We start from the raw sequence: 25,241 nt of genomic DNA, 5'->3' as shown, positions 1-25,241 counted from the left end.
CAGTTGTTGCTGTTATATTTGAAGCATTTAATGTAGATGGTGCCGGACATGTGGCTGGTGTAGAAAAACTAAACGGCCCAACCCAAGTACTTTCATCTCCTCCTCCACAATCAGATCTTACATAAAAATCGTAGTCTGTTTCTGGTGTTAATCCAGTTAAATTAAAAGGATTTGTAGTCACACCTGTATTTGTAGGCGTTCCAGTTGGTGTAAAACCAACTGCACCTAACTCAATATCCCATAATGTTGCTGAACCATTTTCTGTCCAGTCTAAATCTGCAGTTGTTGCTGTTATATTTGAAGCATTTAATGTAGATGGTTCTGGACATGTAGGCATTGCCTCAATAGATATATCGTCTAGGTAAAGCCTAAGTCTATCGGCAGAAACTGCTTGAAAAGCAATATAAATGTCCTGACCAATATAAGCAGATAGATTATAGATATATTCATTCCAAGAATCTGGAGGGGCAATTGGACCATCTAAAGTATTAGTAAAGTCCGCTTCAGCATTTCCTGTAGTTGAAATCAAGATATTAAATTCTTCAACAAACGTACTCGACTCGTTTTTAGCAAAAAATCGCAGCCTATCTGAAGTATTTGCAGTAACTGTAATTTGAGGAGTAACCAAATAATCATCATGAGCATCCGTTTCAAACTCAATGTAAGCGGCATTTGACCCACTATTTGCGCTTCCAGTTGGAGGAGTACCAAACTTCCATTCATTTGTTCCACCGTTGTTTATAACAGTCCAACCGGTAGGGACTGTCGCACCTCCTTCAAAACCCTCTGTGAATTGCGCGCTTAAATTAGAGCTAAACACAAGAGCTGAGAGAAAGAGCATACTTTTTAGTAAAATCTTTTTCATAAATCTAGTTTTAATGTAATTATTAAAAGCAAACTTACGTTAAAAAATGAGTTTATCAAAAAAATATAGTTAAAAAAAAACAGCTTGAAAGAACCTTTTCAAGTATTCATAATTAATTGAATACAAGGTACAACTGACATTCAGCATCTGGGTCAATGGTTAAGCGGTATATTGCAGCCCAAGACATGAATTGTATTAAATAAAAAAAGTCCCGACAAAAATGCCAGGACTCTTTTTTCATATTGAGATTAATAAATCTATTGCTTCACTATTTTAAATGTTTTCTGACCTTCATCGTTATAAACACGTAAAGTGTAAATTCCTTTATCTAGGAATCCTATTGACAATGTAGCTTCAGATGCATTATTAAGCGCTTTATCTTCTTTCAACACCACACGTCCGTTCATATCAAACATTTCAACTTTTAAAGATGAAGCATTTGATGAATTAACAATGTTTAATTGTGTTGTCACAGGGTTTGGATAAACTGAAATATCATTAAGTTTTTCCGACGCTAAACCAACAAGGTAATCACATCCATCATCCACATTAATAGTTACTAATGCAGTATCAGGTGTACAGTTTGGACTACTAACAATGTATTTATATACAAATGTTCCAGCAGCAGTTGGTGCTGTCAAACTTGTATTAACCACTGTAAGGTTATTTTGATCTTTCCAAGTTCCTCCAGATTGGGCGGAACTTCCAAGATAATCATTTAACTCAAATGGCTCATTCAGACAAACCGTTGTTGCACTATCAGCTCCAGCATCAAGCGCAGGATTGATAGTTAAGTCTAAGGTCACGGTTGAATCACAACCATTAGCACTTCCACCAACAATTGTAAACGTTGCTGTATTATTATCTGTTGTGTAGGTATTTCCATCTATCCAATCAAATGCTCCACACGCTACTTGAACATCCGTTCCTGATGTAGCACTATTAACTGTCAAGTCTAATGACACAATAGAGTCACAACCATTTGAAGCACCACCAACTAAAGTGTGAGTTGCAGTGTTATTGTCAGCAGTGTATGTATTTCCATCTATCCATGTAAATGTCTCACAAACGACATGAACATCTGTTGATGTTGATGGAGTACATGGTGTTGAGAAACTATAAGGTCCAACCCAAGTACTTACATCTCCACTACCACAATCGGCTTGTACATAATAATCATAGTCTGTGTTTGCGGTTAAACCACTCAAAGTATGTGGGTTAGAAACTCCTGTTTCCGTTGCACTACCTGTTGGCGTAAATCCAGCTGCACCTAATTCAATATTCCAAACAGTTGCTGAACCGTTTTCTGTCCAATCTAAATCAGCGCTTGTAGCTGTAATATTTGAAGCGTTAAGCGCAGATGGAGCTAAACATGAAGGCGTTTCATAAATAGCAATATCATCAACTGAGATGTAATAAGGAGTGAAGTTTGCTTCTCCCTTAATCCCTACATAATATACACCCGTGTTAGTTGGTGTAAAAGTTCCACTGATTAATTCATAATTTCCATCCGTTACTGGCGTAGACCCTACAATAACATCTGTCATTCCAGCATCATCATTCGTTAAACCATACGCTAATTCAATTGTTGCACCGCTTGTTGCATCTTGACGTACGTAAAACTCTGCAGTGTATGATGTACCAGCTGTTAATTCAATAGGAATAAACATCCAATCTTCGTTACTGTACCCCAAGTACATGTTCCAGGCACCCGTTCGTGGTGTTCTGTTGTAGGTTGTCAAGGTATTGTTTACAGTCCAAACGCCAGTACCGTTAAGCGATTCTTGGGACAGACAGCCTGCAACATCATCTCCATCAACATATCCAGTTTCAAAACCTTCGTTATAAGGAACAGTATAAGCATTACATAAAGTCGTAAAGGTATAAGGACCGCTCCACGTACTTTCGTCACCTGATCCACAATCTGCTTGTACATAAAATTCGTAGTCTGTATTTGCAGTTAAACCACTTAAAGTATGCGGGTTAGAAACACCCGTTTCCGTTGCACTACCTGTTGGCGTAAATCCAGCCGCACCTAACTCAATATTCCAGACAGTTGCTGAACCGTTTTCTGTCCAATCTAAATCTGCACTTGTTGCTGTTATGTTAGAAGCATTTAGTGCCGAAGGTGGCAAACAAGAAGGAGTCGGAACAACAGTAACTGTATAATCTTCAAATTCGGATCTCGAACCTCCATTACAAGGATCTGAGGGAGTAGAAGCGTTATAGTCAACTGTTATCCTCATGCGATAATCACCCACTGCTGTACCGTTTGGAATAGTAACCGTTCCTGTAAAAGGACCGTTACCATAACTAGTTGAAGAATAAACTTTTTCTGTAGCATCATCAAAAATTAAATCGTTGTCCCAATCTATCCAAATAGCAAAACCAGCAGTTCCACCTACTATTTCAGCATTAAAATCGAAAGAAGCTGTTTCAAAATCAGCAACCGCTTGTGCAGTTCCATCAAAATAACCACCTGTGGCATAACCTGAACTAAGATTAGAAATATTAGTCGAACCGTTAGTTGTTTCAAAAACATCTATGTAAGTGGATGCATCAGTGGATGACGGCACACAATATCCAGTATAAAAATTTAAAGGACCTACCCACGTACTAACATCACCGCTTCCACAATCCGCTTGAACGTATAAATCGTAATCGGTATCTGGTGTTAATCCAGTTAAAGTGTATGGATTAGTAACTCCTGTTTCAGTTGCACTTCCTGTAGGTGTAAACCCAGCTGGACCATATTCAATATTCCATGCTGTTGCTGTACCATTTTCTGTCCACGTAATTCCAGCAGAGGTTGTTGATAAAGAAGACAATTCAAGATTCGCAGGCTGAATACAAGAAGGGGCTTCAGTAATAGAAATATCATCAATTGCTATATCACCATCATAACTTGCACCCTTTACTGCTTTAAAACGAAGAATTAAAGTACTATTATACGCACCTAAATTTGCTATACTTTCCTTCCATAACTCTGCTCCACTAGACTGTTGTTCTCCAGTAATGGAAAGTATCGGATCCCATGTTGCACCATTATCGCCTGATGCTTCAACTGACAATTCATCAATATCTTCACCATACATGTGATAGTAAAAACTTAAAAACGGAGTTGTTAAACCTGAAACATCGAGAGTCGGCGTTGTCAAAACCGCAACATCACCTGTTGAACCACTAGTCGCTTCTATATAAAAATATGAACTACCACTGTTTGGAGCATCAGGTCCGGTATTAGAAGAAGGAGTATTACCTCCACTTCCTTCCACATTCCATCTGTAATCAGATGTAGTGTTATTAGGAGTAGATGACCAACAATCTTCAATTGCTGAACTTGTAGTTGCAGTTGCTGTCTCAACGTCGTAGGTCCATGGTGCAACTACTTGACCACATATTGTTGTAAAACTAAACGGTCCTACCCAAGCACTTTCATCTCCACCGCCACAATCAGCTTGAACGTAAAAATCATAATCTGTATTTTGTGTCAATCCTATTAAGGTGAAAGGATTTGAAGTTACTCCAGAAACTGTAGGAGTTCCAGTTGGTGTAAATCCAGCTAAATCATATTCAATGTTCCAAGTAGTTGCTGCACCATTTTCTGTCCAATCTAAATCTGCAGTTGTTGCTGTTATATTTGAAGCATTTAATGTAGATGGTGCCGGACATGTGGCTGGTGTAGTAAAACTAAACGGTCCTACCCAAATACTTTCATCTCCTCCTCCACAATCTGATCTTACATAAAAATCGTAGTCTGTTTCTGGGGTTAATCCAGTTAAATTAAAAGGATTTGCAGTCACACCTGCATCTGTTGGCGTCCCAGTTGGTGTGAAACCAACTGTGCCTAACTCTATATCCCATAATGTTGCTGGACCATTTTCTGTCCATAATAAATCAACAGATGTGGCAGCAAGATTAGCAATATTTAAAGCCGATGGAGCTGGACAAGTTGGACCTTCCCTAACCTCAACATCATCGATATCTAAACCTCGCGCATAATTGGAAGTTCCTTCAAACGCAATATAGTAATCAGTAGATGCGTTTGGCAGAATCATTGAAACTTCTGCCCACGAAGAATGCTCAGCAGTATAATCAACTCCTAATTGTGTCCATGCATCTCCTGCGTTAGCTTTATAATACACTCTTAACTCATCAATATCTCCAAGCCAATTTTCATTCGCAAAATAGAAACTCAATTCTGGATTTGCCAAAGAGGTGATATCCAATTGTGGAGTGACTAACTTTGTTGAGTTACCGCTTGTCGTGGTTCTAAACTCCGCCATTCCAGTACCTGTTCGCGGTGATACGTTTCCACTTCCATTAGCTGCAACTATCTGCCAATCCTCTGTTCCTGACTCATATTCTTGTGTCCATCCTGCGGGAATATTTCCGCCTTCAAACCCTTCAGTAAAAGGGTAAGATGTAATTTGTCCGTAGGAGGAGAGGCTCAACCCAAATGCAAGCACCCCTAAAGTTGTACGAACAAGATTTTTGTAAATTTTTTTCATAAATTAAGTTTTTAGTTAATTATTCAAAACAAACTTACATTTAATAAAGAGGTTTTCAAAGATATTATGTAAAAAACAAAATCTAAAAGTATCCCTTCAGACATTCATTATTAATTAATTAGATGTTGAAAAAACTACTAAATGATGGTAGGAGTAGTGAATTACAGCTATTATTTAAAGGTTAAAATCATGAAATATTAAAAATAAAAAATCATCTTATGGATGGAGATTGCAACCTCATTTTGGAAAGCTTAACATATCACTATCAAGTTAATTATTCGTATTTATTGCTTTCTGACTTTTCACATTACCAACGCAAAAAGTGTATATACCTTATTTACAGCGAAAATCGTTCAAAATAAAAACTCCGAATAAGATAAACACATTGAACAAGATCCGTTAATAGCTTGCTTCTTTAACTTCAATTACAAATATATGAAGCAAAAAAAACGAATCCCAAAAGGACTCGTTTCTCTATAAACACAAACGTATTTTCTTACAACTCATCAATATATTTTTTAATTTCTTCCTTAGCTTTTCCAGTCTTCTCCTGAATTCGACCAAGCAGCTCGTCTTCCTTACCTTCTGTATACTTTAAATCATCGTCTGTCAATTCTCCATATTGCTGCTTTAATTTTCCTTTTAATTGATTCCAATTTCCTTTAATTTTATCTTCTGTTGAACTCATAATTTAGTTTGAATTTAATTAATAATTGTTTGAACTCTTAAATAATAAGCATTTGTAATAACTTCGGAAGAGCATTCCGTGTTAAAAAAACATAAGACATCACGGTTTAATTAGTAATAGAATAACAAACATTGGGGCATAAATCAAGAATGAAATCAGCTGCAAAATTGTACTTTTAAAAAAAATAGGCATATTATTGTATACACATTCAGAACACTATCATGAAAAAAATCCTATCACTTTTCTTATCTTTAGCTACAGCTTTTTGGGTATTTTTTACCTACGCTCAAAACCCATCGAACTATAATACCGTATCCTTATGTAATTTAGATTTGAATAGAACAGCAACGAAGCTATCTTCCACAGAACTCGCTACTGTTTCACCAGCTTTTAAAGGGTTTGTTTGGAACAATGGAGATAATGAAACAGATAAATTTCGTCCACAAGGAATTACAGACATTACCTTAGGATGCAGAAAATTTATTGCTGTGAGTTGGTATGGTAGAAGTTCGGAAAACTACGAAAATAGAGGAGCACGTATTTCGTTTGCTGATATTTCGGACATGAACAATATTAAATACCGTCATGTTTTATTGGTAGATGAAAACTACAACACTTTTAATAATATTCATGCTGGAGGATTATTTTATAAAGACGACACCTTATATATTCCAGATACACGAAGCGGATCAAATAAAAGAATTTATGGGTTTTCGATGAGTGATATCAAGCGCGTGCCCAGCAGTGATCAATCCAGTTTTTATAATTATGGTTACATCGTAAAAAGAGTAGTTACCCACCACTTACCTATTCAGGCGTCGACTATTTCGTATGATTGGGACAGTGATGAAATGTTAGTGGCAACTTTTGATAAACTATGTACTACTGGCTGTACATTTAACAGTGCAACTACATTTTCATGGTTCAAGCCAAATCAAGTCAATGGATCTTCTCCTTATCACCAAAACTTTTTCGATAAAGCACAAGGAATGGCTTCCATTGATAATCCTTGGAATAGCAACAAAAAACTAATTTGGATGGCTTCTAGTTGGGGCAGAAACAATCCAAGTCATATTTATGCAACGAATTATGACAGAAGTCCTAACAACACCCAAGGACAAACGGTTAACACCGGTAATCTTCATTATACTGCTTATCAATTTCCGCCAGGATTAGAAAACTTACATTTTGAACAAGATAAAAGTACTTTATGGACTTTAACCGAGTTTACACCCAATGAAGGAACAGGAAATAATCGCTTTGTTTTTGCATTCAATGTAAATGATCTTCTTCCTCCAGGTCAGAATCCTGATGAATACACGGTCACTGATTTATGTGATTTATCACTAAATAGAACAGCAACTCAGCTAGACAGTACAGTGCTAGCAAGTATTTCGTCAGCAGCAAAAAAAGGTTTCGTCTGGAATAACAGTGATAACTCTACACTGAAATACCGTCCTAAAGGAATTGCTAAAACAGACTTAAACTGCCGAGATTATGTAGCTGTAAGTTGGTACGGAAGAAGCGATGAAAATTATGAAAACCGTGGCGCTAGGGTTTCATTTGTTGATGTTAGTGATGAAGAAAACATAAAGTATCGCCATGTTTTACTGGTTGATGAAGCATATAAAACATTTGAAAACATTCATGTTGGTGCCCTAATGATCAAAGGAGATACTTTGTTTTTACCTGACACAAGAAGTTCTAGCAACAAAAGAATGTATGCGTTCGATTTAAACGACATTAAACGTGTTCCGAATGCAGGTTTGGAAAACTATTACAATTACCGATACATTCTCAAAAGAGTAGCCACCATAGACTTGCCCATCAACGCTTCAACGCTTTCGTATGATTGGGACACCGAAGAGATGGTTGGAGGCACATTTAAAAAACAATGTGATACAAGCTGTACCTTTAATGAAAACAGTACCGTTTTTTGGTCTTCCATAAATAACCTAAGTGCTGGAGCTCCTTATCACAGTTCATTTTTTGATAAAATACAAGGAATGGCCTCAATGGAGAATCTACTGATTCCTGATGAAAAGATTATTTGGACATCAACGAGTTTTGGAAGAAACAATCCTAGCAAGTTGTATGCAAGCAGCTATGATATTAACCCAAATATTTCACCTGGACAGCAAATAGATACTGTTGAAATAGATTACAACACGTTTATTTATCCGCCGGGATTAAACGACCTTTATTTAGAAGAAAACAAAGACACTTTATGGAGTTTGACTGAGTTCGGAACCAATGAAGGAAGCAACAATAATCGTTATGTATTTGCGCTAGGAACTGATCATATACTACCGCCAGAACCTATTTCAGTTGGTGTGAAGGAAAATGTACCTTCTGAAAAAGTAAATATCTATCCGAATCCTTCTAATGGAAGCTTTACAATTGAATGGGATAAGGTTACAACGGCCAAAATCAATATTTATAATAGTATTGGGGAACGCGTAAAATCGCTGCACATAATTCAAGAAACAACGATTCAAGAAATTTCGCTCTCAAGCGGTTATTATACCGTCGAAATTATTGACGGAAGCTCAATTCTTAAAAAAAAGCTAATAATTGATTAATTTCAGTTAAAATAAATATAAAGTCTTATTTTTATTGTTGAGGTTAAACTTAAAACAGTTATTAAGCAATGGACTTTGTAGATTATTATAAAATATTAGGCATCAAAAAAGATGCGAGCGAAAAGGACATCAAAAAAGCCTATCGAAAACTTGCTCGTAAATACCATCCAGATTTGAATCCCGGTGATGCTAAAGCAGAACAAAAATTTAAGCAAATTAATGAGGCACATGAGGTGCTAGGGAATCCTGAGAACCGTAAAAAGTATGACAAGTACGGAAAGGATTGGATGCATGGCGAGGAATATGAAAAAGCGCGTCAACAACAGCAACAACAACGTCAGGCATACCAACAGCAGTCAGGTGGATTTACTGGTGGAGGTTCTCAAGGCTTCTCAGAAGGTGATTTCTCTGACTTTTTTGAATCGATGTTTGGTGGACGTGGTGCAACTGGTGGAAGATCATCGCAGTTTAAGGGTCAAGATTTACGAGCAGAATTACAGTTGAACTTAACGGATGTCTTTCAAACTCAAAAACAAGTACTCACAATAAATGGTGAAAAAATAAGATTGACCATTCCCGCAGGAATTGAAGATGGACAAACCATTAAAATTAAAGGGAAAGGTGCTCCCGGAATGAACAATGGTCCGAATGGAGATTTATTTATTGAGTTTAATATCGTAAACAATACCGACTTCAAAAGAGATGGTCAGCATTTATATAAAACCATCGATTTAGATTTATATACGGCGCTTTTAGGAGGAGAATTAACCGTAGACACTTTTGATGGAAAAGTAAAGCTGAAAATTGCACCTGAAACTGAGAACGAAACAAAAGTCAGACTTTCAGGCAAAGGTTTTCCGGTGTATAAGAAAGAAGGATCGTTTGGTGATTTAATTATCACTTATCAAATCAAGATTCCGAAGAACTTAAGTGAGAAAGAAAAAGCGTTATTTAAAGAATTGCAAAAATTAAGATAAGATGGAAAAGCAAAATTTAATTTTAATCCAATCAATTTGTGTTCATTACGATATTGATCAGTCTTTTCTTAGAGAACTTCACAGCATAGGTCGAATTGAAATCTATTTTCTCGAAGAAAAAGAATTCATCCATGAAGAACATGTCGGAGAAATTGAAAAAATGATTCGTATGTACAAAGACCTCAATGTTAATATTGAAGGAATTGATGTCGTATTTAACATGTTAGAGAAGGAAAGACAACTCAAAGAAGAGCTAGCCGATTTAAAAAGACAATTACAATTCTATAGAGAAAACACGAAATAATGAATATAGAAGAAGCTACACATTTAGTTCTGTCTGTACTTGGGATTTTTACCATTATCATTCTGATTACCCGACTTTTTGGCTTAAGAACTTTCGCGAAGATGTCCAGCTTTGATTTTGCATCTACCATTGCAGTAGGTTCGATTTTGGCTTCCATAATTTTGAATGGCAATCAGTCTTTATTGAAAGGAGGGATTGCCTTACTAACGATAATTCTCTTTCAAACAGTATTTTCATTTTTAACTAGAAAAGTTAAATTCTTCAATCAGATTTTCACGAACAAACCACAGGTTATCATGTGGAAAGGAGAGATTTTACATCAACAATTAAAAAAATGTAATGTTGGCGAAGAAGATTTAGTCGCTAAATTGAGAGAGTCTAATGTACATGACTTCAAAGAAGTACAAGCGGTAATTTTTGAAAGCACAGGTGATATTTCGGTGCTGCATAATAATGAAAACAAGACACTCTCCGAAGATTTATTAAAAGGAGTAGCCACAAAAAACTTAAAATGATTCGATACATTAAATACAATGGCAATGCCATTTCGGGAGGGTTTATTGTTGCACTTTTCACAGCACTAGGTGTAATTTTACTTGGAAACATCTCTGATTACGAAGCGAGAGGTCTTTTAGAAGTTTCTTTGGAAGGATTAATCAGATTATGTAACACCATTATCTTTTCATCAGGGACAATTCTTACTTTATTGTTGACTCTTCTCAGTGTGAGTTTTGGAACCAATAAAAGTTTAAAAGAAAGACATTATCTTCAAGTATTAAAGATTGCGAAGTTTGATGTAATTTTATTTGTTTCAGCACTCATTTTCTATCAATTATTTAATTTTCCGATTTTAGAGTCAGACAATGTTCCTATACATTGGTTCAGCTCTATCTATTGGGCAACTCTAATCGTTACTTCTCTATTGAGCGGACTCATGATTACGGTAATTCTCATGCTTTATAATGCGGTTAAAGGATTGATTACCATAATTGGATTAAATAAAGATCACCACCTACTCTACTCAGAAAAACTGGAAGAAGAAATCGAGGAAGAAGTTGAGGAACAGCTTAAAGATAAGTCCAAGGAATAAGATTGATACTTTCAAAAAATAGAACCAAAAATGATTTAACGCATATTACTTTTACTATTCCCCATTTTATTCATGTCGCTTTACAGTGACAATTTTAAACAGGAACAACTTAAATACCCTAGAGTTCGTGAGGCATATAAATCAAAAAAAGAGACTGTCAAACAATTGTTAAACGCAAAATCTATAAAGATTGATCAACTTCAACTTTACTTTCGTGCTTTTAAAAGTGAGGATGAATTAGAAGTTTGGGGCAAGAACAAAAATGATAAAAGATTTCAATTAATTAAAAAATACGAAGTTTGTCGAAAATCTGGTACATCAGGACCCAAAAGAGAACAAGGCGACTTACAAGTTCCTGAGGGATTCTATCACATCAACAGATTCAATCCATACAGCGCGTAACATTTATACTTAGGAATTAATTACCCCAATAAATCAGATCGGATTTTGGGAACAAAAGGAAATCTAATTCATGCTATTGATGAACCAAAGAGTAGGGTTTATTTATTGTATTTGTCAAGAATATATATATTAGTTTTGAAGATAACTACCCAAAAAACAACACTTTAAAACCATTAACTATGAATAACTTTCTTTTAATATCAACTTTACTATTGACCTCAAGCCTATTAATGGCACAACAAGCGGTTGATATTGGATATCTTGAGCACTATAATAGCGATACGAATAATGTAATTTTAAAAGAACAAGGTATAGGTTATAACAATTTCGGGCTAAGCTATAAAAAAATAGATACCATACAGATTTCAGCAAGTAATTATGAAAATATGCAGCCTACTGATACTATATCAACATTAGTGATTAGCGATATCGACTTTAACAACTTCCATCAAACTGTTTATTATTTAAACAATTGTGATACTACTGTATTTAACGATAGCATTTGTGGATATATCAAGAAAAGTCATACAACTTATCATATTGACGGTTATTTAGAATTTTACATCCGAGGTTCTTATGACTATCAGAGGCTGGACATTAAAGTGATTATTGATACCAATTCTGTAAATGAACCAAATGACAATACATCATCTATTAAAAACAATAAGATTAATGTAACTAACACTAAATTATATCCAAACCCAGTAACAGATGTATTGAACATTGAATTTGATACTGACAATACAGATATGCCTATTGAGTTATATTCTACAAATGGTCAATTATTAGATAGTAATGTTGATTATAGAAGTACATTTGATTCAAACAAAGTAACATTTAATATGCGTCAATATTCAAAAGGACTTTACCTTATTAAGTTAGGAGATACTACAAAGAAAGTTTTGAAGAGATAAACTTTCTATTGAAGGACATTCAATGTTATTCTAAACAATTTATCCAGAAACTTGTATGTACTGTTGATCTTCGTGTTATATTAGTACTTAGCATACAATAAAACTATGAAAATATTACTCACGGGTGCAACTGGTTATATTGGTAAAAGACTACTTCCCTTATTAGTGGAAGAAGGTCACGAAGTGGTATGCAGCGTGAGAGACAAAGCACGATTTCATCCGCAAAAATCACTGATTGATAAAATTGAAATTATTGAAGTTGATTTACTCGATGAAAGTACATTTTCTAATATTCCCAATGATATTGATGGCGCATACTATTTAATTCATTCCATGTCGGCATCTGCTAACTATGAAGAGTTAGAGAAAAAATGTGCAGCAAATTTTCAAAAAGCCATTGACAAAACGGATGCAGAACATGTTGTTTATTTAAGCGGCATCATCAATGAAGACGAATTATCAAAGCATCTTTCTTCTCGAAAAGCAGTTGAAATGACCTTAGAAAAAGGAAAGTATGCCTTAACTACCTTGCGTGCTGGAATTATTATTGGATCTGGAAGTGCTTCATTTGAAATTATTCGAGATTTGGTAGAGAAACTTCCTTATATGATAACCCCAAAATGGTTAAACACACGTTGTCAACCCATCGGAATTTCAGATGTATTGAAGTTTTTATCTGGTACATTATTCAAAAAAGAAACTTACAACAAGAATTTTGATATTGGCGGACCAGACATTCTCACCTATAAAGAAATGCTACTTGAGTTTGCTCGGGTACGTGGTTTGAAAAGAACAATACATACCATTCCCATAATGACTCCCAGGTTATCAAGTTATTGGCTATATTTTGTTACTTCCACTTCTTACAGACTAGCCAAGGCATTGGTGAACAGTATGAAGGTCGAGGTCGTTTGTAGAGATCATAAAATTGACGCAATCCTTGGTATAGAAACCATCACGTATGAAGAAGCGCTAAATAAGGCCTTTGCAAAAATTCAAAAGCATGAAATTGTTTCGAGTTGGAAGGATGCCTATTCAAGTAGTGGACTAGAAAGCCATATTTCTGACTTTATAGAAGTTCCTACGCATGGATGTTTTGTTGATCAGCGCCGCAGAGCATTTGAAGACAGAGAGAAATGCATTGAAAAAGTTTGGAGTATAGGAGGAGTCAATGGTTGGTATTACGGAAATTTCCTTTGGAAAATACGAGGTGTGATGGATAAAATGGTGGGTGGTGTAGGCTTGCGTCGTGGAAGAACCAATGTTGATAAAATTGAAGTTGGAGATGCGCTTGATTTTTGGCGTGTCCTTTACGCCGATAAAGACGAAGGCCGATTATTGCTCGGTGCTGAAATGAAACTACCTGGAGAAGCATGGCTAGAATTTAAAATCATTGATGGAAAATTGCAACAAACTGCAACTTTTCGACCTTTGGGTTTAGGAGGAAGACTTTATTGGTACGCTGTTTTACCCTTTCATGGCTTAATTTTCAATGGAATGCTGAAAAGCTTGACAAGCAATAAATAATCTGTCTAATTATATCAACAAACTAAGAGGTGGACTATATCCACCCCTTTAAATATACTATATTCTTTAGTAGAATAATTACTCTATTTCATCCTTAAGCTAAACTTACTATTCCTAGTACAACTAACAAAGAGAATATAACTGCTCCTATCAACGTAAGATTTAAAATTAAGGTCACCCAAAAATTTAAGGTTATCCCTCCGTCAGTTATAAAAACAGGAATTAAATTAATCAGAGGAAACAAACATAAAATGATCAGCAACAATAAAGCAACTCCTCCTGAGCCGCCACCTCTTGCCGCTGTATTTTCTTGAATACTATCAACAACCTCAGTCCCTTCTACATTTTGGCTGTTAGGTTGTGCATAATCACTGGCAACCCAACTATTTTGCACAGTATTATTGTCTGCATTCTTTGTTTCCGATTGTTGTGATGCTGCTTTATTGACCGTCACGATTTTATGTTGCTGCTCGACAGTTTTCTTTTGAACATTAGCCACTTGTTTCGACTTAGTTTCAGATGGATTTAAATTTACATCTTTTGTTTGCTCTTCTTTTTTCACCTCTGGAACTTCAGCTACATTTCCTTTAGTATTATACGATTTCGCCTTACGTTCTTGTTTACCATCTTTCTCTGCTACCTGACTTGTTTTTTGCTTTTTATTCAATTTAACATGGAAGCCTGGGGTGTGCAAACGTTTCTCTATACTGCACGACGAAACAATAAACGTCAGAGAAATAGCGATTAATAAATACTTACTGAAAATTTTCATACAATAGATTTTAAAGATTTATACTGCCCTCAAGATAATATTTATAATAAGATTTTCTATCATTTATTGTAAAATATCCTTCTCTTCAAAAAAGTGAATATCAATAAAAAAAAGTTAAAAACCCGCCTCAGACATTAGGTTTTGTGAAAGACTGTTAAGAAAAATATCTACTCAAAACTTTCTGAGTATATTGGTTGATGTCGACATATTTTCAAGACATATTATAAACTTATAAAAAAATACATTATGAAGAAAGTATTACTATTTACCGCACTATTAACCACTACATTTTTTGCCACAGCTCAAGATGCACGAGGAGATTTAAAACTTGGTATTAAAGGTGGTGCTACACTTTCAAACGTTTACGATTCTGAAGGAGAGGAGTTTGATGCAGATGCTCGATTAGGGTATACAGCAGGTTTAAATTTAGAAATCCCAATTGGAACTTATTTAGGTATTCACCCTGAAGTTTTAGTAACCCAAAAGGGGTTTAAAGGCAGCGGAAGCATTTTAGGATCAGATTATAGTTACAAACGCACAACTACTTTTTTAGAAGTACCCGTTCTTTTGGCTTTAAAACCATCTGAATTTTTCTCAATTGTAGCAGGTCCACAGTTTGCCTATTTAATGAGCGAAAAAAATGAATTCGATTCAGGAATTGGCGTTTCACAAGAAGAAGAGTTCGAAAATGATAACATTAGGAAGAATCTTTTAGGGCTAGTTGGTGGTTTAAATCTTAATTTTAATCATGTAACAGTTGGTGTTCGTTTGGGAATTGATTTACAAAAGAATCACGGTGATGGTTCTGCTGACACACCTAGGTATAAAAATGCATGGGGACAGTTTACCATCGGTTACAGATTCTTCTAAAACCGAAGAAGAAATATTTACCTTTACAGAAAGCAGAAACTTTTGATGTTTCTGCTTTTTTATTTCTAAATTTAGTGTAATATGCAACAGAAAATCATATTTCAAAATGAAGCTCCTAAGAATGTGCTCACTAAGGATGGAACCGTATTTTACAGTGAATATTTTTTAGAACAAAAACGCGCCGACAATTATTTTTTAAGACTTTCAAAAGAAATTGAATGGAAACACGATGAGATCATCATGTTTGGAAAAAAAATCGTTACGCAAAGGAAAGTTGCCTGGTATGGGGATGAAGGACTTCTTTATTCTTACTCAAATACAGTTAAGACGGCATTACCGTGGACAACAACTTTATTAGAGATCAAACAACTCGTGGAAGATCAAACAAATGAAAAGTACAATTCTTGCCTACTCAACTTTTATCAAGATGGTTCCGAAGGAATGGGTTGGCATAGTGACAATGAAAAAGAACTGAAAAAGCATGGAACTATTGCCTCTGTTAGTCTAGGTGCAAATCGGAAATTTAGCTTTAAACACAATGAGACAAAAGAAAAAGTAGATCTACAGCTTCATCATGGCAGTTGTATAGTGATGAAAGGAAAAACACAAACCTATTGGAAACATCAACTTCCAAAAAGCAAAAAAGTAAAGGATCCACGCATTAATTTAACCTTTAGGTTTATCGACACGCAATAAGCACTAATTAAGCGCATAAATATTTAAAATGTAAGTTTGAGGTAAAAATATTTTTAAAAACTCCTCTACTTTTGTTGTAGGTGCTTTTTTTTATTTAAATTTGCACACCCAATAAAAGCCCGGGTGGCGGAACTGGTAGACGCGCTGGATTCAAAATCCAGTTCTTTCGAGAGTGCGGGTTCGATTCCCGCCCCGGGTACTAAAAAGCCCCATAAACATCAATGTTTATGGGTTTTTTTGATTTTAGGAGTAACGCTTGAGTAACAAGAAATAGGATCAAGGATCAAAATTAAGTGTCGGGAATTAACTACACTCCTAAATATCTTTTTATCATCTCCACTCCTAAAATTTGATCTTTTAGTGTAAGTTTGCGCCACTTAATTTTTATATACAATTATACATGGCAAAGTCACAAAGCAAGTTTGTTTTTATATTTCTTTTTATTGTATTCCTAATTAATACACCTTTTTCATTTGCCCAGAACCTAAATCAAACAGACAAAGGTGGGTTTTACTTTTATTGGGGTTACAACCGCAGTGCCTACACCAAAAGTGATTTAAGATTGATAGGAACTGGATATGATTTCACAATGAAAAACATGACAGCCTCTGATAATCCTGAGAAATTATCATCGACATATCTTAACATAAAAAAATAACAATTCCTCAGTTCAATCTAAGATTGGGTTACTTTTTCAAAGATAAATGGGCGTTAACATTAGGGTACGACCACATGAAGTATTTAATGGATCACCCGCAAGATGTAATCATCGATGGATATGTTGAACCAGGAATTAGTAATTTGTGGAGTGGTCAATATAATAATCAAAAGTCCCCAACCAATTATGATGATATCCACTACGAGAACTCCGATGGCTTAAATTATATTCGCGTGGAATTAGCCCGTTATTTTGACTTGCTTTCTATTGGTGAAAGAAATTGGTTTCGCATTAGAGCACAAGCTGCAGTGGCAACAGGAGCTATTTTGTCTTACAATGATTTGAATTTCAATAATCAATTTGATAGAAGAACCATTTCTCTTTCAGGCTATGGAATTTCATTGCATCCAGGGTTAAGGTTGGAGTTCTTTAACCACATCTTCTTACAAACCAACTTCTCCACAGGATTCATGCACCAAGTCAAAGTGAGAACGCGTCCAGACCACAAAGGAAGTTATGGAAAACAAACTTTTGGTTATATCGCTTCAGAATTGGTATTGGGATATACTTGGAGGTTAAATAAGAAAAAATAGTGCGCAGCATTGAGCCGGTATGAAATATTACAAAAGATTACAATCGTTCCCTTACCAAATCTTCCAAACAATCAATAAACCTCGGATGATCATTTGTACTCGGCACTAGCTGAACCTTCTCGCCGCCGAGCGCTCTGAAATCTTCATCGTATTCAACACCAATTTCTACCAGTGTTTCCAAACAATCTGCAACAAAAGCCGGACTAAATGCTAAAACGCGCTTTGCTCCTTCTTTTGCCCATTTTTCGATAACTTTATCAGAGAATGGCTCTAACCAATTTTTATCTAATCGTGATTGGAAAGCAACTGTGTAGTCACTTTCTTTTAAGCCTAACTTATCTGCTAACGCTCGTGTTGTAGCATAAACTTGTGCCTTATAACACAATTTATTTTTTTGATTAATCTCTGTTTCACACGGTTGGTCTGTACACAATCCATCATCGTAAACTTTGTCTACATGCTGATCTGGCAAGCCATGATAAGAAAACATAATTCTGTCGTAACTACTAATATCAAACTCTTTGGTACGCTCAACCATTGCGTCAATGTACGCCTCATGATCATAAAAATCATTCACCGTTGATATTTCAGGCATCACCCACCATTTACTGATGATTTTTACCGCTTTTTCAATTGCTGTTCCAGTAGTTGCACTTGCATGGTGAGGGAATAATGGAAATATGATAATTTTGTCATAGTTTTCTTTACGCATCTCCTCTAAAACCGATTCCATGGAAGGTTTTCTGTAGCGCATTGCCATGTGAACAGTCACGTCTTCCTCGGTTTTATCAAATCGTTCTTGAAGTAACTTTGTTTTGCTTTCCGTGTACTTTAGCAATGGAGAAACGCCACCACTTAAATCCCAAAGTTCTTTATAAATCTTAGCTGATTCTTTAACACGAAAAGGTATAATGATTCCGTTTACCAAAAGCTTTCTTTTTAAGTACGGATAATCAATTACCCGTGGGTCATTTAAGAATTCATTTAAGTAGGTTTTAACATCACTCTTTGTTGGACTATCAGGCGTACCTAATTGAATTAGTAATACTCCTGTTCTTTTTTTTCTTTTCTGCTCCATTGAAAAACGAATTGTGTATTTTCTACATTAACACCACAAAGATAATAAGGTTTTGGAGGAAATATGATTTTATTGAATATTCTAAATTAACGTAAAATCTTTCTATATTAAATCGACAAAATAGGATTTAGATCTAACCTTTCACAAAATAAAGTACTCATAAAAAGCTTTCTATATGTTTATTCAAAACACACCATAAATCATAATTAAAAAACATTATGGCGCTAACCACCAACTATTTATTATATTTAACGTATATTATTACAACCATGGTTTTGTAATTAATACATTAGTAATTAAAATTAAACGATAAACTTTTAATGAATAAAGCACTAAAAAGATTAACCTTTATCATACTGATTATATCAGGGGTTTCGATAGTGTACATGTTTTATAAGTTGTCAGAGACAAAATTAAACGTTTCCAAAACAATAGTTTCAAAAACATACTCCAATTCAAAACACGGGATAATTAGTTTTTTTACTCCAATCTCAAATCAATTGGAATATACATTAGAAAAAATGGCTCACATTCCTTTTTCGCACTGGGATGAAAAAAGTATAAACAATGAAGTATTTCCAGGATTAAGAAAAAACCCTGAGATAAATTCATTTGGTTTAGCCAATAGTAAAGGACAGGAATACGTTTTATTCCAAGGAAATGAGAAATGGTATTCTAGAACCTATAATCCTTCAGAAAAAGACACCACACCTACTTGGAAAGAATACGTAGTAAAGGGTAATACTTTAGTTGAAGTTTATTCGTGGAGTACTAAAACAAAACATAATCCTAAAGAAAGACCATGGTATAAGGGTGCCCAGAAAACTGACAATGAAAAATACTGGACTGCTCCATATCGTTTTAACATCAATCAAAAACTAGGAATGTCGGTATCCCAAAGTTGGAAAGATCAATCAGAAAAAGACCTAGGCATTACCATTACATATAGTTTTTACTTAGATGAGGTTGTTAAGCTTCTTAATCGAATTAAACCAACCGAAAAAAGTAAGACCTATTTGACATATAACGACACGATTTTAATATCTGTCACACCAAAAAACCACGTTGAGATTAAAAAAATAGATGATGATTTACCAGCCTATATTAAAACAATACTGTTAAGTCCTGAACCCAAAAAAATCAAGATTGATGAGGAAAGTTATTGGGGATCTTCAGACACCTTTAATCTATCCAGAGAACAGAGGTTAACAATGTCTATTCTTATTCCAGAAAAGGATTTCCTCACCTCTATCAATAAGCTCCAAACACTACTTCTAATAGGTTTCACAAGTCTTGTTATTGTTGCTCTTTTGGTATTAGCCTTACATATTCGTCAAATCGAATATCAAAAACTTTTAATTGAAAAAGGGAAGGTAATTGAAGAAAAAAGAGAAGAAATTCTCAAATCTATTCAATATGCCAAGTACATTCAAGATTCTATGATGCCAAGTAATGAGGAGATTCAAGAAAAATTAAAAAATTCTTCTGTTATACATTTGCCTAAAGATATCGTCGCGGGAGATTTTTATTGGGTTCAAAAACATCATCCTTATGTTTTGTTTGCCGTTGGAGACTGTACTGGACATGGTGTGCCAGGAGCAATGATAAGCGTGATGTGCCAAACAGCACTAAATCGATCTGTGTTAGAATTTTCTTTATTTGAACCACATAAAATACTTGATAAAACAAAAGAATTATTTCTTGAACAAATCAATATAAATAATACTCATTTTAATGATGGAATGGATATTTCATTCTGTATACTAAATAGAGAAAATAATTATCTTTATTGGTCTGGTGCCAACAATCCACTTTACATTATTAAACATCAAACAAACGAACTCATCACATTTAAAGCAGACAAACAACCTATTGGAAGATTCCCAAACAGTAAACCTTTTAGCCAAAAAGAAATACAATTGGAAAAAGGTGACCGCATCTATCTTTTCACTGATGGTTTTCAAGATCAATTCGGCGGACCAAAACAAAAAAAGTATAACCCTGCTAACTTTAGAAAGTTACTTATAAAAACAAACACCTTAACTATTCCAAAACAAAAACAAGTGTTATTGGAAACATTCAACAAATGGAAAGGTGAAATGGAACAAATTGACGATATGTGCATCCTTGTTGTAGAGGTTTAACTGTCATTTTATTTCTTAAATTTGTACTGTGTTATCAAAAAAGACAAAATACGGCATTAAAGCTTTGACTTATATCTGTCGGCACAGAGAACTTGGCCCCATTCCTATCGCTACGATTGCTGAGAAAGAAAATATTTCGCATAAGTTTCTTGAAACGATCTTGTTGCTGTTGAGAAAAGGTGGTATTCTCTCTTCTAAAAAAGGAAAAGGCGGTGGTTATTATTTACGCAAAGATCCAGAAGAAATTTGGATGAGTGATGTGATTCGATTACTCAGCGGCCCTATTGCTATGGTGCCTTGTGTGAGCTTAAATTATTACGAAAAATGCGACGATTGTCCAGATGAAGAAACCTGTGGAACTAATCGGTTGATGCTTGAAGTACGCGATAGTACTTTAAAAGTGTTGAAAGGGAAAAGTTTGGCACAATTGACAATGGAAAGTTCCAAGTAAAAGATCAGCTTTAGCAATGAATCTGGTGTCTTCGACAGGCTCAATCACCGAGTGTTTCTCCCGTTGATTGAACCTGTAGAAAGCAATGGGCTAACCTGTCGAAGGCAACAATAAAAAACGCTAAGTAGTTTTCTCTTATTCACAAAAAATGACTTGAATCATGTTCTATTTCAAAAAATAAAAATACATTTGCAAAAACCCTACTTAATCGATAGGGTAAATATGAGGTATGATAATAGATCAAGTTTATAATAGAATAAAAGCAGAAAAAAGTGTTCCAATAAAAAAGGAAAAACACGGAAGAAGCGTTATAAAAGCAATTTCATGGAGAATTCTTGGGACTTTAGATACTATCCTCATTTCTTGGTTGATTTCAGGAGAGTTAACGATAGCTTTTTCAATTGGAACCTTTGAATTATTGACAAAAACACTCCTTTATTACTTTCACGAACGCCTGTGGAATGGAATAAAATGGGGTAAATGATAAGATTATGGATATAGAAAAAATAAACAGTTCACTGCGAGGAAAAAGCCCTCAAGAAATTGTTGAATGGGCAATTCGCAAAGCAAAAACGCCAGTCATTACTACGAATTTTAGACCGTATGAAAGTGCAATTTTACATTTAACTACGCAAGTCTCACCAAAACTTGATGTAATTTGGTGCGATACCGGGTACAACACTGCGGCAACTTATCGTCATGCGAAAGAATTAATTGAAATCTTAGAATTGAATATTCATATTTATGTCCCACAACAATCCGTTGGATTTCGAAATGTAATGTTAGGTATTCCCGAGGTTGATACTCCTGAACACAAAATATTTAGCGACCAAGTAAAGCTAGAACCTTTCCAAAGGGCAATGAAGGAACATGCTCCGGATGTTTGGTTTACAAATCTCAGAAAAGGTCAAACTGCATTTCGTGATGGAATCGATATCGTTTCACAGGGTAAAGATGGCATTCTTAAAGTGAGCCCTTTTTACAATTATTCTGACCAGGAATTGGATATTTATCTAGAGAAGCATAAATTGCCTAACGAAAGCAATTATTATGATCCTACGAAGGCATTAGCAAATAGGGAATGTGGAATCCATAATTAAAAAGTGAACAAGATGAACGATAAAGTAATTAACAATCCATTAGAGGATGAAGCGATTTATATTTTCCGAGAAGTTGCAGGTCAATTTGACAAGCCTGTAATCCTATTTTCAGGCGGAAAAGACTCTATTACCTTGGTAAGATTAGCTCAAAAAGCCTTTTATCCTGCGAAAATTCCATTCCCTCTTTTACATATCGATACGGGTCACAATTTCCCAGAAACCATAGAGTTTAGAGATCAATTGGTGGAAGAATTGGGATTAGAATTGCATGTACATTACGTGCAAGACAATATTGACGCCGGCGATGTGCAAGAAGAAAAAGGAAAATACGCCAGTCGAAATATGTTACAGACTGAAACTTTACTGCAAGCCATAGAAGAGCATGGGTTTGATGCTTGTATTGGTGGTGCACGACGAGATGAAGAAAAAGCCAGAGCAAAAGAACGCATTTTCTCAGTAAGGGATGATTTTGGGCAATGGGATGAAAAAAACCAACGTCCAGAGGTTTTCGATATGCTAAATGGACAAATTGATTTTGGGCAGAACGTGCGTGTTTTTCCAATTTCAAACTGGACAGAATTAGATGTTTGGAGTTATATCCAACAGGAAAAAATGGAAATTCCTTCGATTTATTTCGCACACAAAAGAAAAGTATTTGAACGCGACGGATTAATTTGGTCGGCACATGACGAATATGTTTTCCGTGACGATGATGAAATGGTAACCGAAAAAATTGTTCGTTTTAGAACGGTGGGAGACATGAGTTGCACCGCAGCTGTAGAGTCTTTAGCTTTTGATATCGATAAAGTCGTGGAAGAAATCGCCGCATCTACACTCTCAGAACGAGGCGCAAGAATTGATGATAAACGCTCTGAAGCAGCCATGGAAAAACGAAAACAACAAGGCTATTTTTAGAAAGCACTCAAAACATTTTAGCAAAAGCATTCACAATGGAAAACAAGAAAGATAAAGTTTTAAAAATCAGCACCGCGGGAAGTGTAGATGATGGAAAATCAACATTAATTGGTCGTATTTTATACGATACACATTCATTAACAGATGATAAACTCGCAGCGATTGAGAAAAGTAGTCAGCAAAAAGGCTTTGATTATTTAGATTTCTCTTTGGCTACTGATGGATTGGTAGCTGAACGCGAACAAGGTATCACGATTGATGTAGCACATATTTACTTTTCTACTCGAAATCGCTCTTATATTATTGCCGACACACCAGGACATATCGAATACACGAGAAATATGGTGACGGGAACTTCTACTTCGCAAGCTTCCATTATTTTAATTGATGCCAGAAATGGAGTGATTGAACAAACGAAACGTCACTTTTTTATCAACGACTTACTGCGCACAAAGGAAGTAGTTGTTGCGGTAAATAAAATGGACCTCATCGATTTTAAGCAAGAAAAATACGAGGAAATTGTAGCAGATTTTCAAGACCTCATCAAAGACTCCAACTATAAAAATCAAAACATAACTTTTATTCCTGTGAGCGCTTTACATGGTGATAATGTGGTAGAGAAATCAGAGAATCTTGCATGGTATGCTGGTCCTACAATGATGGAGTATTTGGAAAGCATTAAATTGGAGGATGTTCAAGAAGAGGCCAAAGCACGTTTACAGATTCAAACGGTTATTCGTCCTAAGACAGATGAATTTCATGATTTCAGAGGATATGCTGGAAAACTTAAAGGCGGTGAACTGAAAGTTGGCGATGATGTTACCGTTTTACCTTCAGGTAGAAAATCTCAAATTAAATCAATTTCATTTTTTGATCAACAATATCTAGCGGCCAGCAAAGGTTCTTCAATTACTATTACTTTATTGGATGATGTGAATGTTTCAAGAGGAGATTTAATTGTAAAATCGGAGGAATTGCCCAAAGAAGCGAAGAAAATTCAAGCAAAAATCTGTTGGATGAACGACGAACCGTTAAAAGAAAATGCGACTTATTTCTTGCAACACGGAGTCAAAAAAATGAAGTCAAAAATTAAGACCATTACACATAAAATCAGCACAGATACTTCTGGAGTTACAGAAAATGTAGACACTTTAGCCATGAATGATTTGGGATTGGTGGAAATCCAATTGGCGCAAGCTTTACATTTTGATGCTTATGCAGAGAATAAAGGGAATGGCGCTTTTATTTTGATTGATGGGAAGAGTAATACTACGGCTGGGGTTGGGTTTGTTTTGTAGGATTTTAAAAAGAAATAGCCTTGCAGGTATGACATCTGTCGGCCTGCTTAGGTTTTCACTATTTACCCATCCTATATTTTCACAATTTGATAGTCATTAACCAAAACAGAAGCGGAAATTTTAAGAATCACTTCTAATTCTCGAATCATATCCACAGTCAATCGTTTTTTTCTATTAAGAATTTCAGATACCCTGCTTTTTCCTCCGATTATCCCGAATTATTCACCAATCTTAAAGTTTAAGAATATTAATATCTGTAAGTCAGTATTTTAACTGTATTTCCTGTAAAATTTGAGAAACCCATTTTTGGGTATTTGTGTATTTGTAAGATTTTGATTTAATTTTGATCTATTCGTCGTTACAAGCCCTGAGAAATATGCATATATTACTTTAGGTCTTGTGCCTAGAATAGATTTAAAATTAAATGCATGAATAATCCGGGTTATACCGATCAATTCCTTCTGGCGTAAATTCTTTTCTTCCATTCGAGTTTTTATAGCTTCAATAGGGTCTGGTGCTTCAATCGGATAGTGCTCATTTTCGTAGTTTTCAATCAATAATGATAGAATCTCAGCTTCATCACCTTCCTGAGTATCAACTGGCGCATCAAAAATAATTTCTAAACGCTCAAGTGCATTTCGGTAATCCAAATCTGTTTTTATAGGTTTAATATTTATGGCATTTATTTTAAATTTTGTTAGCATCTATTTTTTCATATTCAGCGTGAGTGCCGATAAAACGAATAAATGTCCATTGTTTTTCATAATTAAACTTTACAACGGTCAAGTATAAGCTTAGTGCGGGAT

24 protein-coding genes, 1 tRNA gene and 1 pseudogene are annotated in these 25,241 nt (G+C 35.2%); 19 read left to right on the top strand and 7 right to left on the bottom strand.

Features of this window, described 5'->3' with window-relative positions; translation table 11 throughout:
- From CW751_RS14220 to CW751_RS14210, 3 genes are all read right to left on the bottom strand, one after another.
- A partial coding sequence (locus tag CW751_RS14220) for a choice-of-anchor J domain-containing protein (protein WP_205677840.1) occupies positions 1 to 865 on the bottom strand: 865 nt, incomplete at its 3' end.
- A gap of 257 nt (positions 866 to 1,122) precedes the next feature.
- Positions 1,123 to 5,376: a fibronectin type III domain-containing protein gene (locus tag CW751_RS14215; protein WP_101335693.1), complete on the bottom strand. Its 4,254-nt coding sequence runs from the start codon at positions 5,374 to 5,376 to the stop codon at positions 1,123 to 1,125.
- A gap of 496 nt (positions 5,377 to 5,872) precedes the next feature.
- Entirely contained in the window at positions 5,873 to 6,064 is a 192-nt protein-coding gene (locus CW751_RS14210; RefSeq protein ID WP_101335692.1) for a CsbD family protein, read from the bottom strand.
- Positions 6,065 to 6,285: 221 nt separating this feature from the next.
- Between CW751_RS14210 and CW751_RS14205 the strand changes: the two genes are divergently transcribed.
- The 8 genes from CW751_RS14205 (at position 6,286) to CW751_RS14170 (ending at position 13,860) form a co-directional block, all read left to right on the top strand.
- The gene (locus tag CW751_RS14205) at positions 6,286 to 8,646 is read left to right on the top strand and encodes a T9SS type A sorting domain-containing protein (protein WP_101335691.1); all 2,361 of its coding nucleotides are present in this window, start codon (positions 6,286 to 6,288) and stop codon (positions 8,644 to 8,646) included.
- 68 nt (positions 8,647 to 8,714) lie between these two features.
- The gene (locus tag CW751_RS14200; protein ID WP_101335690.1) at positions 8,715 to 9,623 is read left to right on the top strand and encodes a DnaJ C-terminal domain-containing protein; all 909 of its coding nucleotides are present in this window, start codon (positions 8,715 to 8,717) and stop codon (positions 9,621 to 9,623) included.
- Position 9,624: 1 nt separating this feature from the next.
- Positions 9,625 to 9,927, top strand: coding sequence for a chaperone modulator CbpM (locus CW751_RS14195; protein ID WP_101335689.1), 303 nt, complete (start codon positions 9,625 to 9,627; stop codon positions 9,925 to 9,927).
- Complete coding sequence (locus tag CW751_RS14190) at positions 9,927 to 10,442, top strand: DUF421 domain-containing protein (protein ID WP_101335688.1); 516 nt, start codon at positions 9,927 to 9,929, stop codon at positions 10,440 to 10,442. The genes CW751_RS14195 and CW751_RS14190 overlap by 1 nt, the downstream gene beginning before the upstream one ends.
- Complete coding sequence (locus CW751_RS14185) at positions 10,439 to 11,017, top strand: hypothetical protein (RefSeq protein WP_101335687.1); 579 nt, start codon at positions 10,439 to 10,441, stop codon at positions 11,015 to 11,017. Before CW751_RS14190 ends, CW751_RS14185 begins: the two co-directional genes overlap by 4 nt.
- 72 nt (positions 11,018 to 11,089) lie before the next feature.
- Entirely contained in the window at positions 11,090 to 11,419 is a 330-nt protein-coding gene (locus CW751_RS14180; protein ID WP_101335686.1) for a hypothetical protein, read from the top strand.
- A gap of 179 nt (positions 11,420 to 11,598) precedes the next feature.
- Positions 11,599 to 12,333 carry a T9SS type A sorting domain-containing protein gene (locus CW751_RS14175; protein WP_101335685.1) on the top strand — a complete coding sequence of 245 codons (735 nt, stop codon included), beginning with the start codon at positions 11,599 to 11,601 and terminating at the stop codon, positions 12,331 to 12,333.
- A 105-nt stretch (positions 12,334 to 12,438) separates the two neighbouring features.
- Positions 12,439 to 13,860: an SDR family oxidoreductase gene (locus CW751_RS14170; RefSeq protein WP_101335684.1), complete on the top strand. Its 1,422-nt coding sequence runs from the start codon at positions 12,439 to 12,441 to the stop codon at positions 13,858 to 13,860.
- 94 nt (positions 13,861 to 13,954) lie between these two features.
- Here the strand turns inward: CW751_RS14170 and CW751_RS14165 are convergent, their stop codons facing one another.
- Positions 13,955 to 14,632: a hypothetical protein gene (locus CW751_RS14165; RefSeq protein ID WP_133122234.1), complete on the bottom strand. Its 678-nt coding sequence runs from the start codon at positions 14,630 to 14,632 to the stop codon at positions 13,955 to 13,957.
- Between the two features lie 246 nt (positions 14,633 to 14,878).
- On the opposite strand from CW751_RS14165, the gene CW751_RS14160 reads away from it, so the two are divergent.
- From CW751_RS14160 to CW751_RS14140, 5 genes are all read left to right on the top strand, one after another.
- On the top strand, positions 14,879 to 15,502 hold the full coding sequence (locus tag CW751_RS14160) for a porin family protein (protein ID WP_101335682.1): 624 nt from the start codon (positions 14,879 to 14,881) through the stop codon (positions 15,500 to 15,502).
- Between the two features lie 81 nt (positions 15,503 to 15,583).
- Positions 15,584 to 16,198, top strand: a complete 615-nt coding sequence (locus tag CW751_RS14155) for an alpha-ketoglutarate-dependent dioxygenase AlkB family protein (protein ID WP_101335681.1) — start codon at positions 15,584 to 15,586, stop codon at positions 16,196 to 16,198.
- Positions 16,199 to 16,315: 117 nt separating this feature from the next.
- Positions 16,316 to 16,397 (top strand) — tRNA-Leu (locus tag CW751_RS14150).
- A gap of 201 nt (positions 16,398 to 16,598) precedes the next feature.
- Complete coding sequence (locus tag CW751_RS14145) at positions 16,599 to 16,856, top strand: hypothetical protein (protein WP_101335680.1); 258 nt, start codon at positions 16,599 to 16,601, stop codon at positions 16,854 to 16,856.
- Between the two features lie 23 nt (positions 16,857 to 16,879).
- Positions 16,880 to 17,449 carry a hypothetical protein gene (locus tag CW751_RS14140; protein ID WP_133122233.1) on the top strand — a complete coding sequence of 190 codons (570 nt, stop codon included), beginning with the start codon at positions 16,880 to 16,882 and terminating at the stop codon, positions 17,447 to 17,449.
- 37 nt (positions 17,450 to 17,486) lie between these two features.
- On the opposite strand, the gene hemH is transcribed toward CW751_RS14140, so the two are convergent.
- On the bottom strand, positions 17,487 to 18,527 hold the full coding sequence (hemH, locus tag CW751_RS14135; RefSeq protein ID WP_101335678.1) for a ferrochelatase: 1,041 nt from the start codon (positions 18,525 to 18,527) through the stop codon (positions 17,487 to 17,489).
- Positions 18,528 to 19,027: 500 nt separating this feature from the next.
- Between hemH and CW751_RS14130 the strand changes: the two genes are divergently transcribed.
- The 6 genes from CW751_RS14130 (at position 19,028) to CW751_RS14105 (ending at position 24,435) form a co-directional block, all read left to right on the top strand.
- Positions 19,028 to 20,671 carry a SpoIIE family protein phosphatase gene (locus CW751_RS14130; protein ID WP_165779321.1) on the top strand — a complete coding sequence of 548 codons (1,644 nt, stop codon included), beginning with the start codon at positions 19,028 to 19,030 and terminating at the stop codon, positions 20,669 to 20,671.
- Positions 20,672 to 20,699: 28 nt separating this feature from the next.
- On the top strand, positions 20,700 to 21,122 hold the full coding sequence (locus CW751_RS14125) for an RrF2 family transcriptional regulator (RefSeq protein WP_101335676.1): 423 nt from the start codon (positions 20,700 to 20,702) through the stop codon (positions 21,120 to 21,122).
- Between the two features lie 229 nt (positions 21,123 to 21,351).
- Complete coding sequence (locus tag CW751_RS14120; RefSeq protein WP_101335675.1) at positions 21,352 to 21,606, top strand: DUF2061 domain-containing protein; 255 nt, start codon at positions 21,352 to 21,354, stop codon at positions 21,604 to 21,606.
- A 7-nt stretch (positions 21,607 to 21,613) separates the two neighbouring features.
- Positions 21,614 to 22,222, top strand: a complete 609-nt coding sequence (locus CW751_RS14115; protein ID WP_101335674.1) for a phosphoadenosine phosphosulfate reductase domain-containing protein — start codon at positions 21,614 to 21,616, stop codon at positions 22,220 to 22,222.
- A gap of 12 nt (positions 22,223 to 22,234) precedes the next feature.
- Positions 22,235 to 23,137 (top strand): sulfate adenylyltransferase subunit CysD, encoded by a 903-nt coding sequence (gene cysD, locus CW751_RS14110; protein ID WP_101335696.1) that lies wholly within the window; start codon positions 22,235 to 22,237, stop codon positions 23,135 to 23,137.
- A 35-nt stretch (positions 23,138 to 23,172) separates the two neighbouring features.
- Positions 23,173 to 24,435, top strand: a complete 1,263-nt coding sequence (locus CW751_RS14105) for a sulfate adenylyltransferase subunit 1 (protein ID WP_101335673.1) — start codon at positions 23,173 to 23,175, stop codon at positions 24,433 to 24,435.
- Positions 24,436 to 24,704: 269 nt separating this feature from the next.
- Here the strand turns inward: CW751_RS14105 and CW751_RS15750 are convergent, their stop codons facing one another.
- Together CW751_RS15750 and CW751_RS15950 are read right to left on the bottom strand one after the other, a co-directional pair.
- Positions 24,705 to 25,112: a helix-turn-helix domain-containing protein gene (locus CW751_RS15750; protein WP_240612587.1), complete on the bottom strand. Its 408-nt coding sequence runs from the start codon at positions 25,110 to 25,112 to the stop codon at positions 24,705 to 24,707.
- 10 nt (positions 25,113 to 25,122) lie between these two features.
- A pseudogene (locus tag CW751_RS15950) lies at positions 25,123 to 25,224 on the bottom strand (type II toxin-antitoxin system HigB family toxin); the annotation flags it as partial.
- Positions 25,225 to 25,241: the final 17 nt, after the last annotated feature.

This window comes from Brumimicrobium salinarum, assembly GCF_002844555.1.
In the GTDB taxonomy this organism is placed as follows: domain Bacteria; phylum Bacteroidota; class Bacteroidia; order Flavobacteriales_D; family Crocinitomicaceae; genus Brumimicrobium; species Brumimicrobium salinarum.
Note: the sequence above shows the minus strand (reverse complement) of the source record. Positions and strands in the feature narration are given on the sequence as shown.

Excerpts from the sequence above, each read along its gene's own strand:
- CW751_RS14215 (WP_101335693.1), bottom strand. The coding sequence starts at position 5,376 with ATGAAAAAAATTTACAAAAATCTTGTTCGTACAACTTTAGGGGTGCTT.
- CW751_RS14210 (WP_101335692.1), bottom strand. The coding sequence starts at position 6,064 with ATGAGTTCAACAGAAGATAAAATTAAAGGAAATTGGAATCAATTAAAA.
- CW751_RS14205 (WP_101335691.1), top strand. The coding sequence starts at position 6,286 with ATGAAAAAAATCCTATCACTTTTCTTATCTTTAGCTACAGCTTTTTGG.
- CW751_RS14200 (WP_101335690.1), top strand. The coding sequence starts at position 8,715 with ATGGACTTTGTAGATTATTATAAAATATTAGGCATCAAAAAAGATGCG.
- CW751_RS14195 (WP_101335689.1), top strand. The coding sequence starts at position 9,625 with ATGGAAAAGCAAAATTTAATTTTAATCCAATCAATTTGTGTTCATTAC.
- CW751_RS14190 (WP_101335688.1), top strand. The coding sequence starts at position 9,927 with ATGAATATAGAAGAAGCTACACATTTAGTTCTGTCTGTACTTGGGATT.
- CW751_RS14185 (WP_101335687.1), top strand. The coding sequence starts at position 10,439 with ATGATTCGATACATTAAATACAATGGCAATGCCATTTCGGGAGGGTTT.
- CW751_RS14180 (WP_101335686.1), top strand. The coding sequence starts at position 11,090 with ATGTCGCTTTACAGTGACAATTTTAAACAGGAACAACTTAAATACCCT.
- CW751_RS14175 (WP_101335685.1), top strand. The coding sequence starts at position 11,599 with ATGAATAACTTTCTTTTAATATCAACTTTACTATTGACCTCAAGCCTA.
- CW751_RS14170 (WP_101335684.1), top strand. The coding sequence starts at position 12,439 with ATGAAAATATTACTCACGGGTGCAACTGGTTATATTGGTAAAAGACTA.
- CW751_RS14165 (WP_133122234.1), bottom strand. The coding sequence starts at position 14,632 with ATGAAAATTTTCAGTAAGTATTTATTAATCGCTATTTCTCTGACGTTT.
- CW751_RS14160 (WP_101335682.1), top strand. The coding sequence starts at position 14,879 with ATGAAGAAAGTATTACTATTTACCGCACTATTAACCACTACATTTTTT.
- CW751_RS14155 (WP_101335681.1), top strand. The coding sequence starts at position 15,584 with ATGCAACAGAAAATCATATTTCAAAATGAAGCTCCTAAGAATGTGCTC.
- CW751_RS14145 (WP_101335680.1), top strand. The coding sequence starts at position 16,599 with ATGGCAAAGTCACAAAGCAAGTTTGTTTTTATATTTCTTTTTATTGTA.
- hemH (WP_101335678.1), bottom strand. The coding sequence starts at position 18,527 with ATGGAGCAGAAAAGAAAAAAAAGAACAGGAGTATTACTAATTCAATTA.
- CW751_RS14120 (WP_101335675.1), top strand. The coding sequence starts at position 21,352 with ATGATAATAGATCAAGTTTATAATAGAATAAAAGCAGAAAAAAGTGTT.
- CW751_RS14115 (WP_101335674.1), top strand. The coding sequence starts at position 21,614 with ATGGATATAGAAAAAATAAACAGTTCACTGCGAGGAAAAAGCCCTCAA.
- cysD (WP_101335696.1), top strand. The coding sequence starts at position 22,235 with ATGAACGATAAAGTAATTAACAATCCATTAGAGGATGAAGCGATTTAT.
- CW751_RS14105 (WP_101335673.1), top strand. The coding sequence starts at position 23,173 with ATGGAAAACAAGAAAGATAAAGTTTTAAAAATCAGCACCGCGGGAAGT.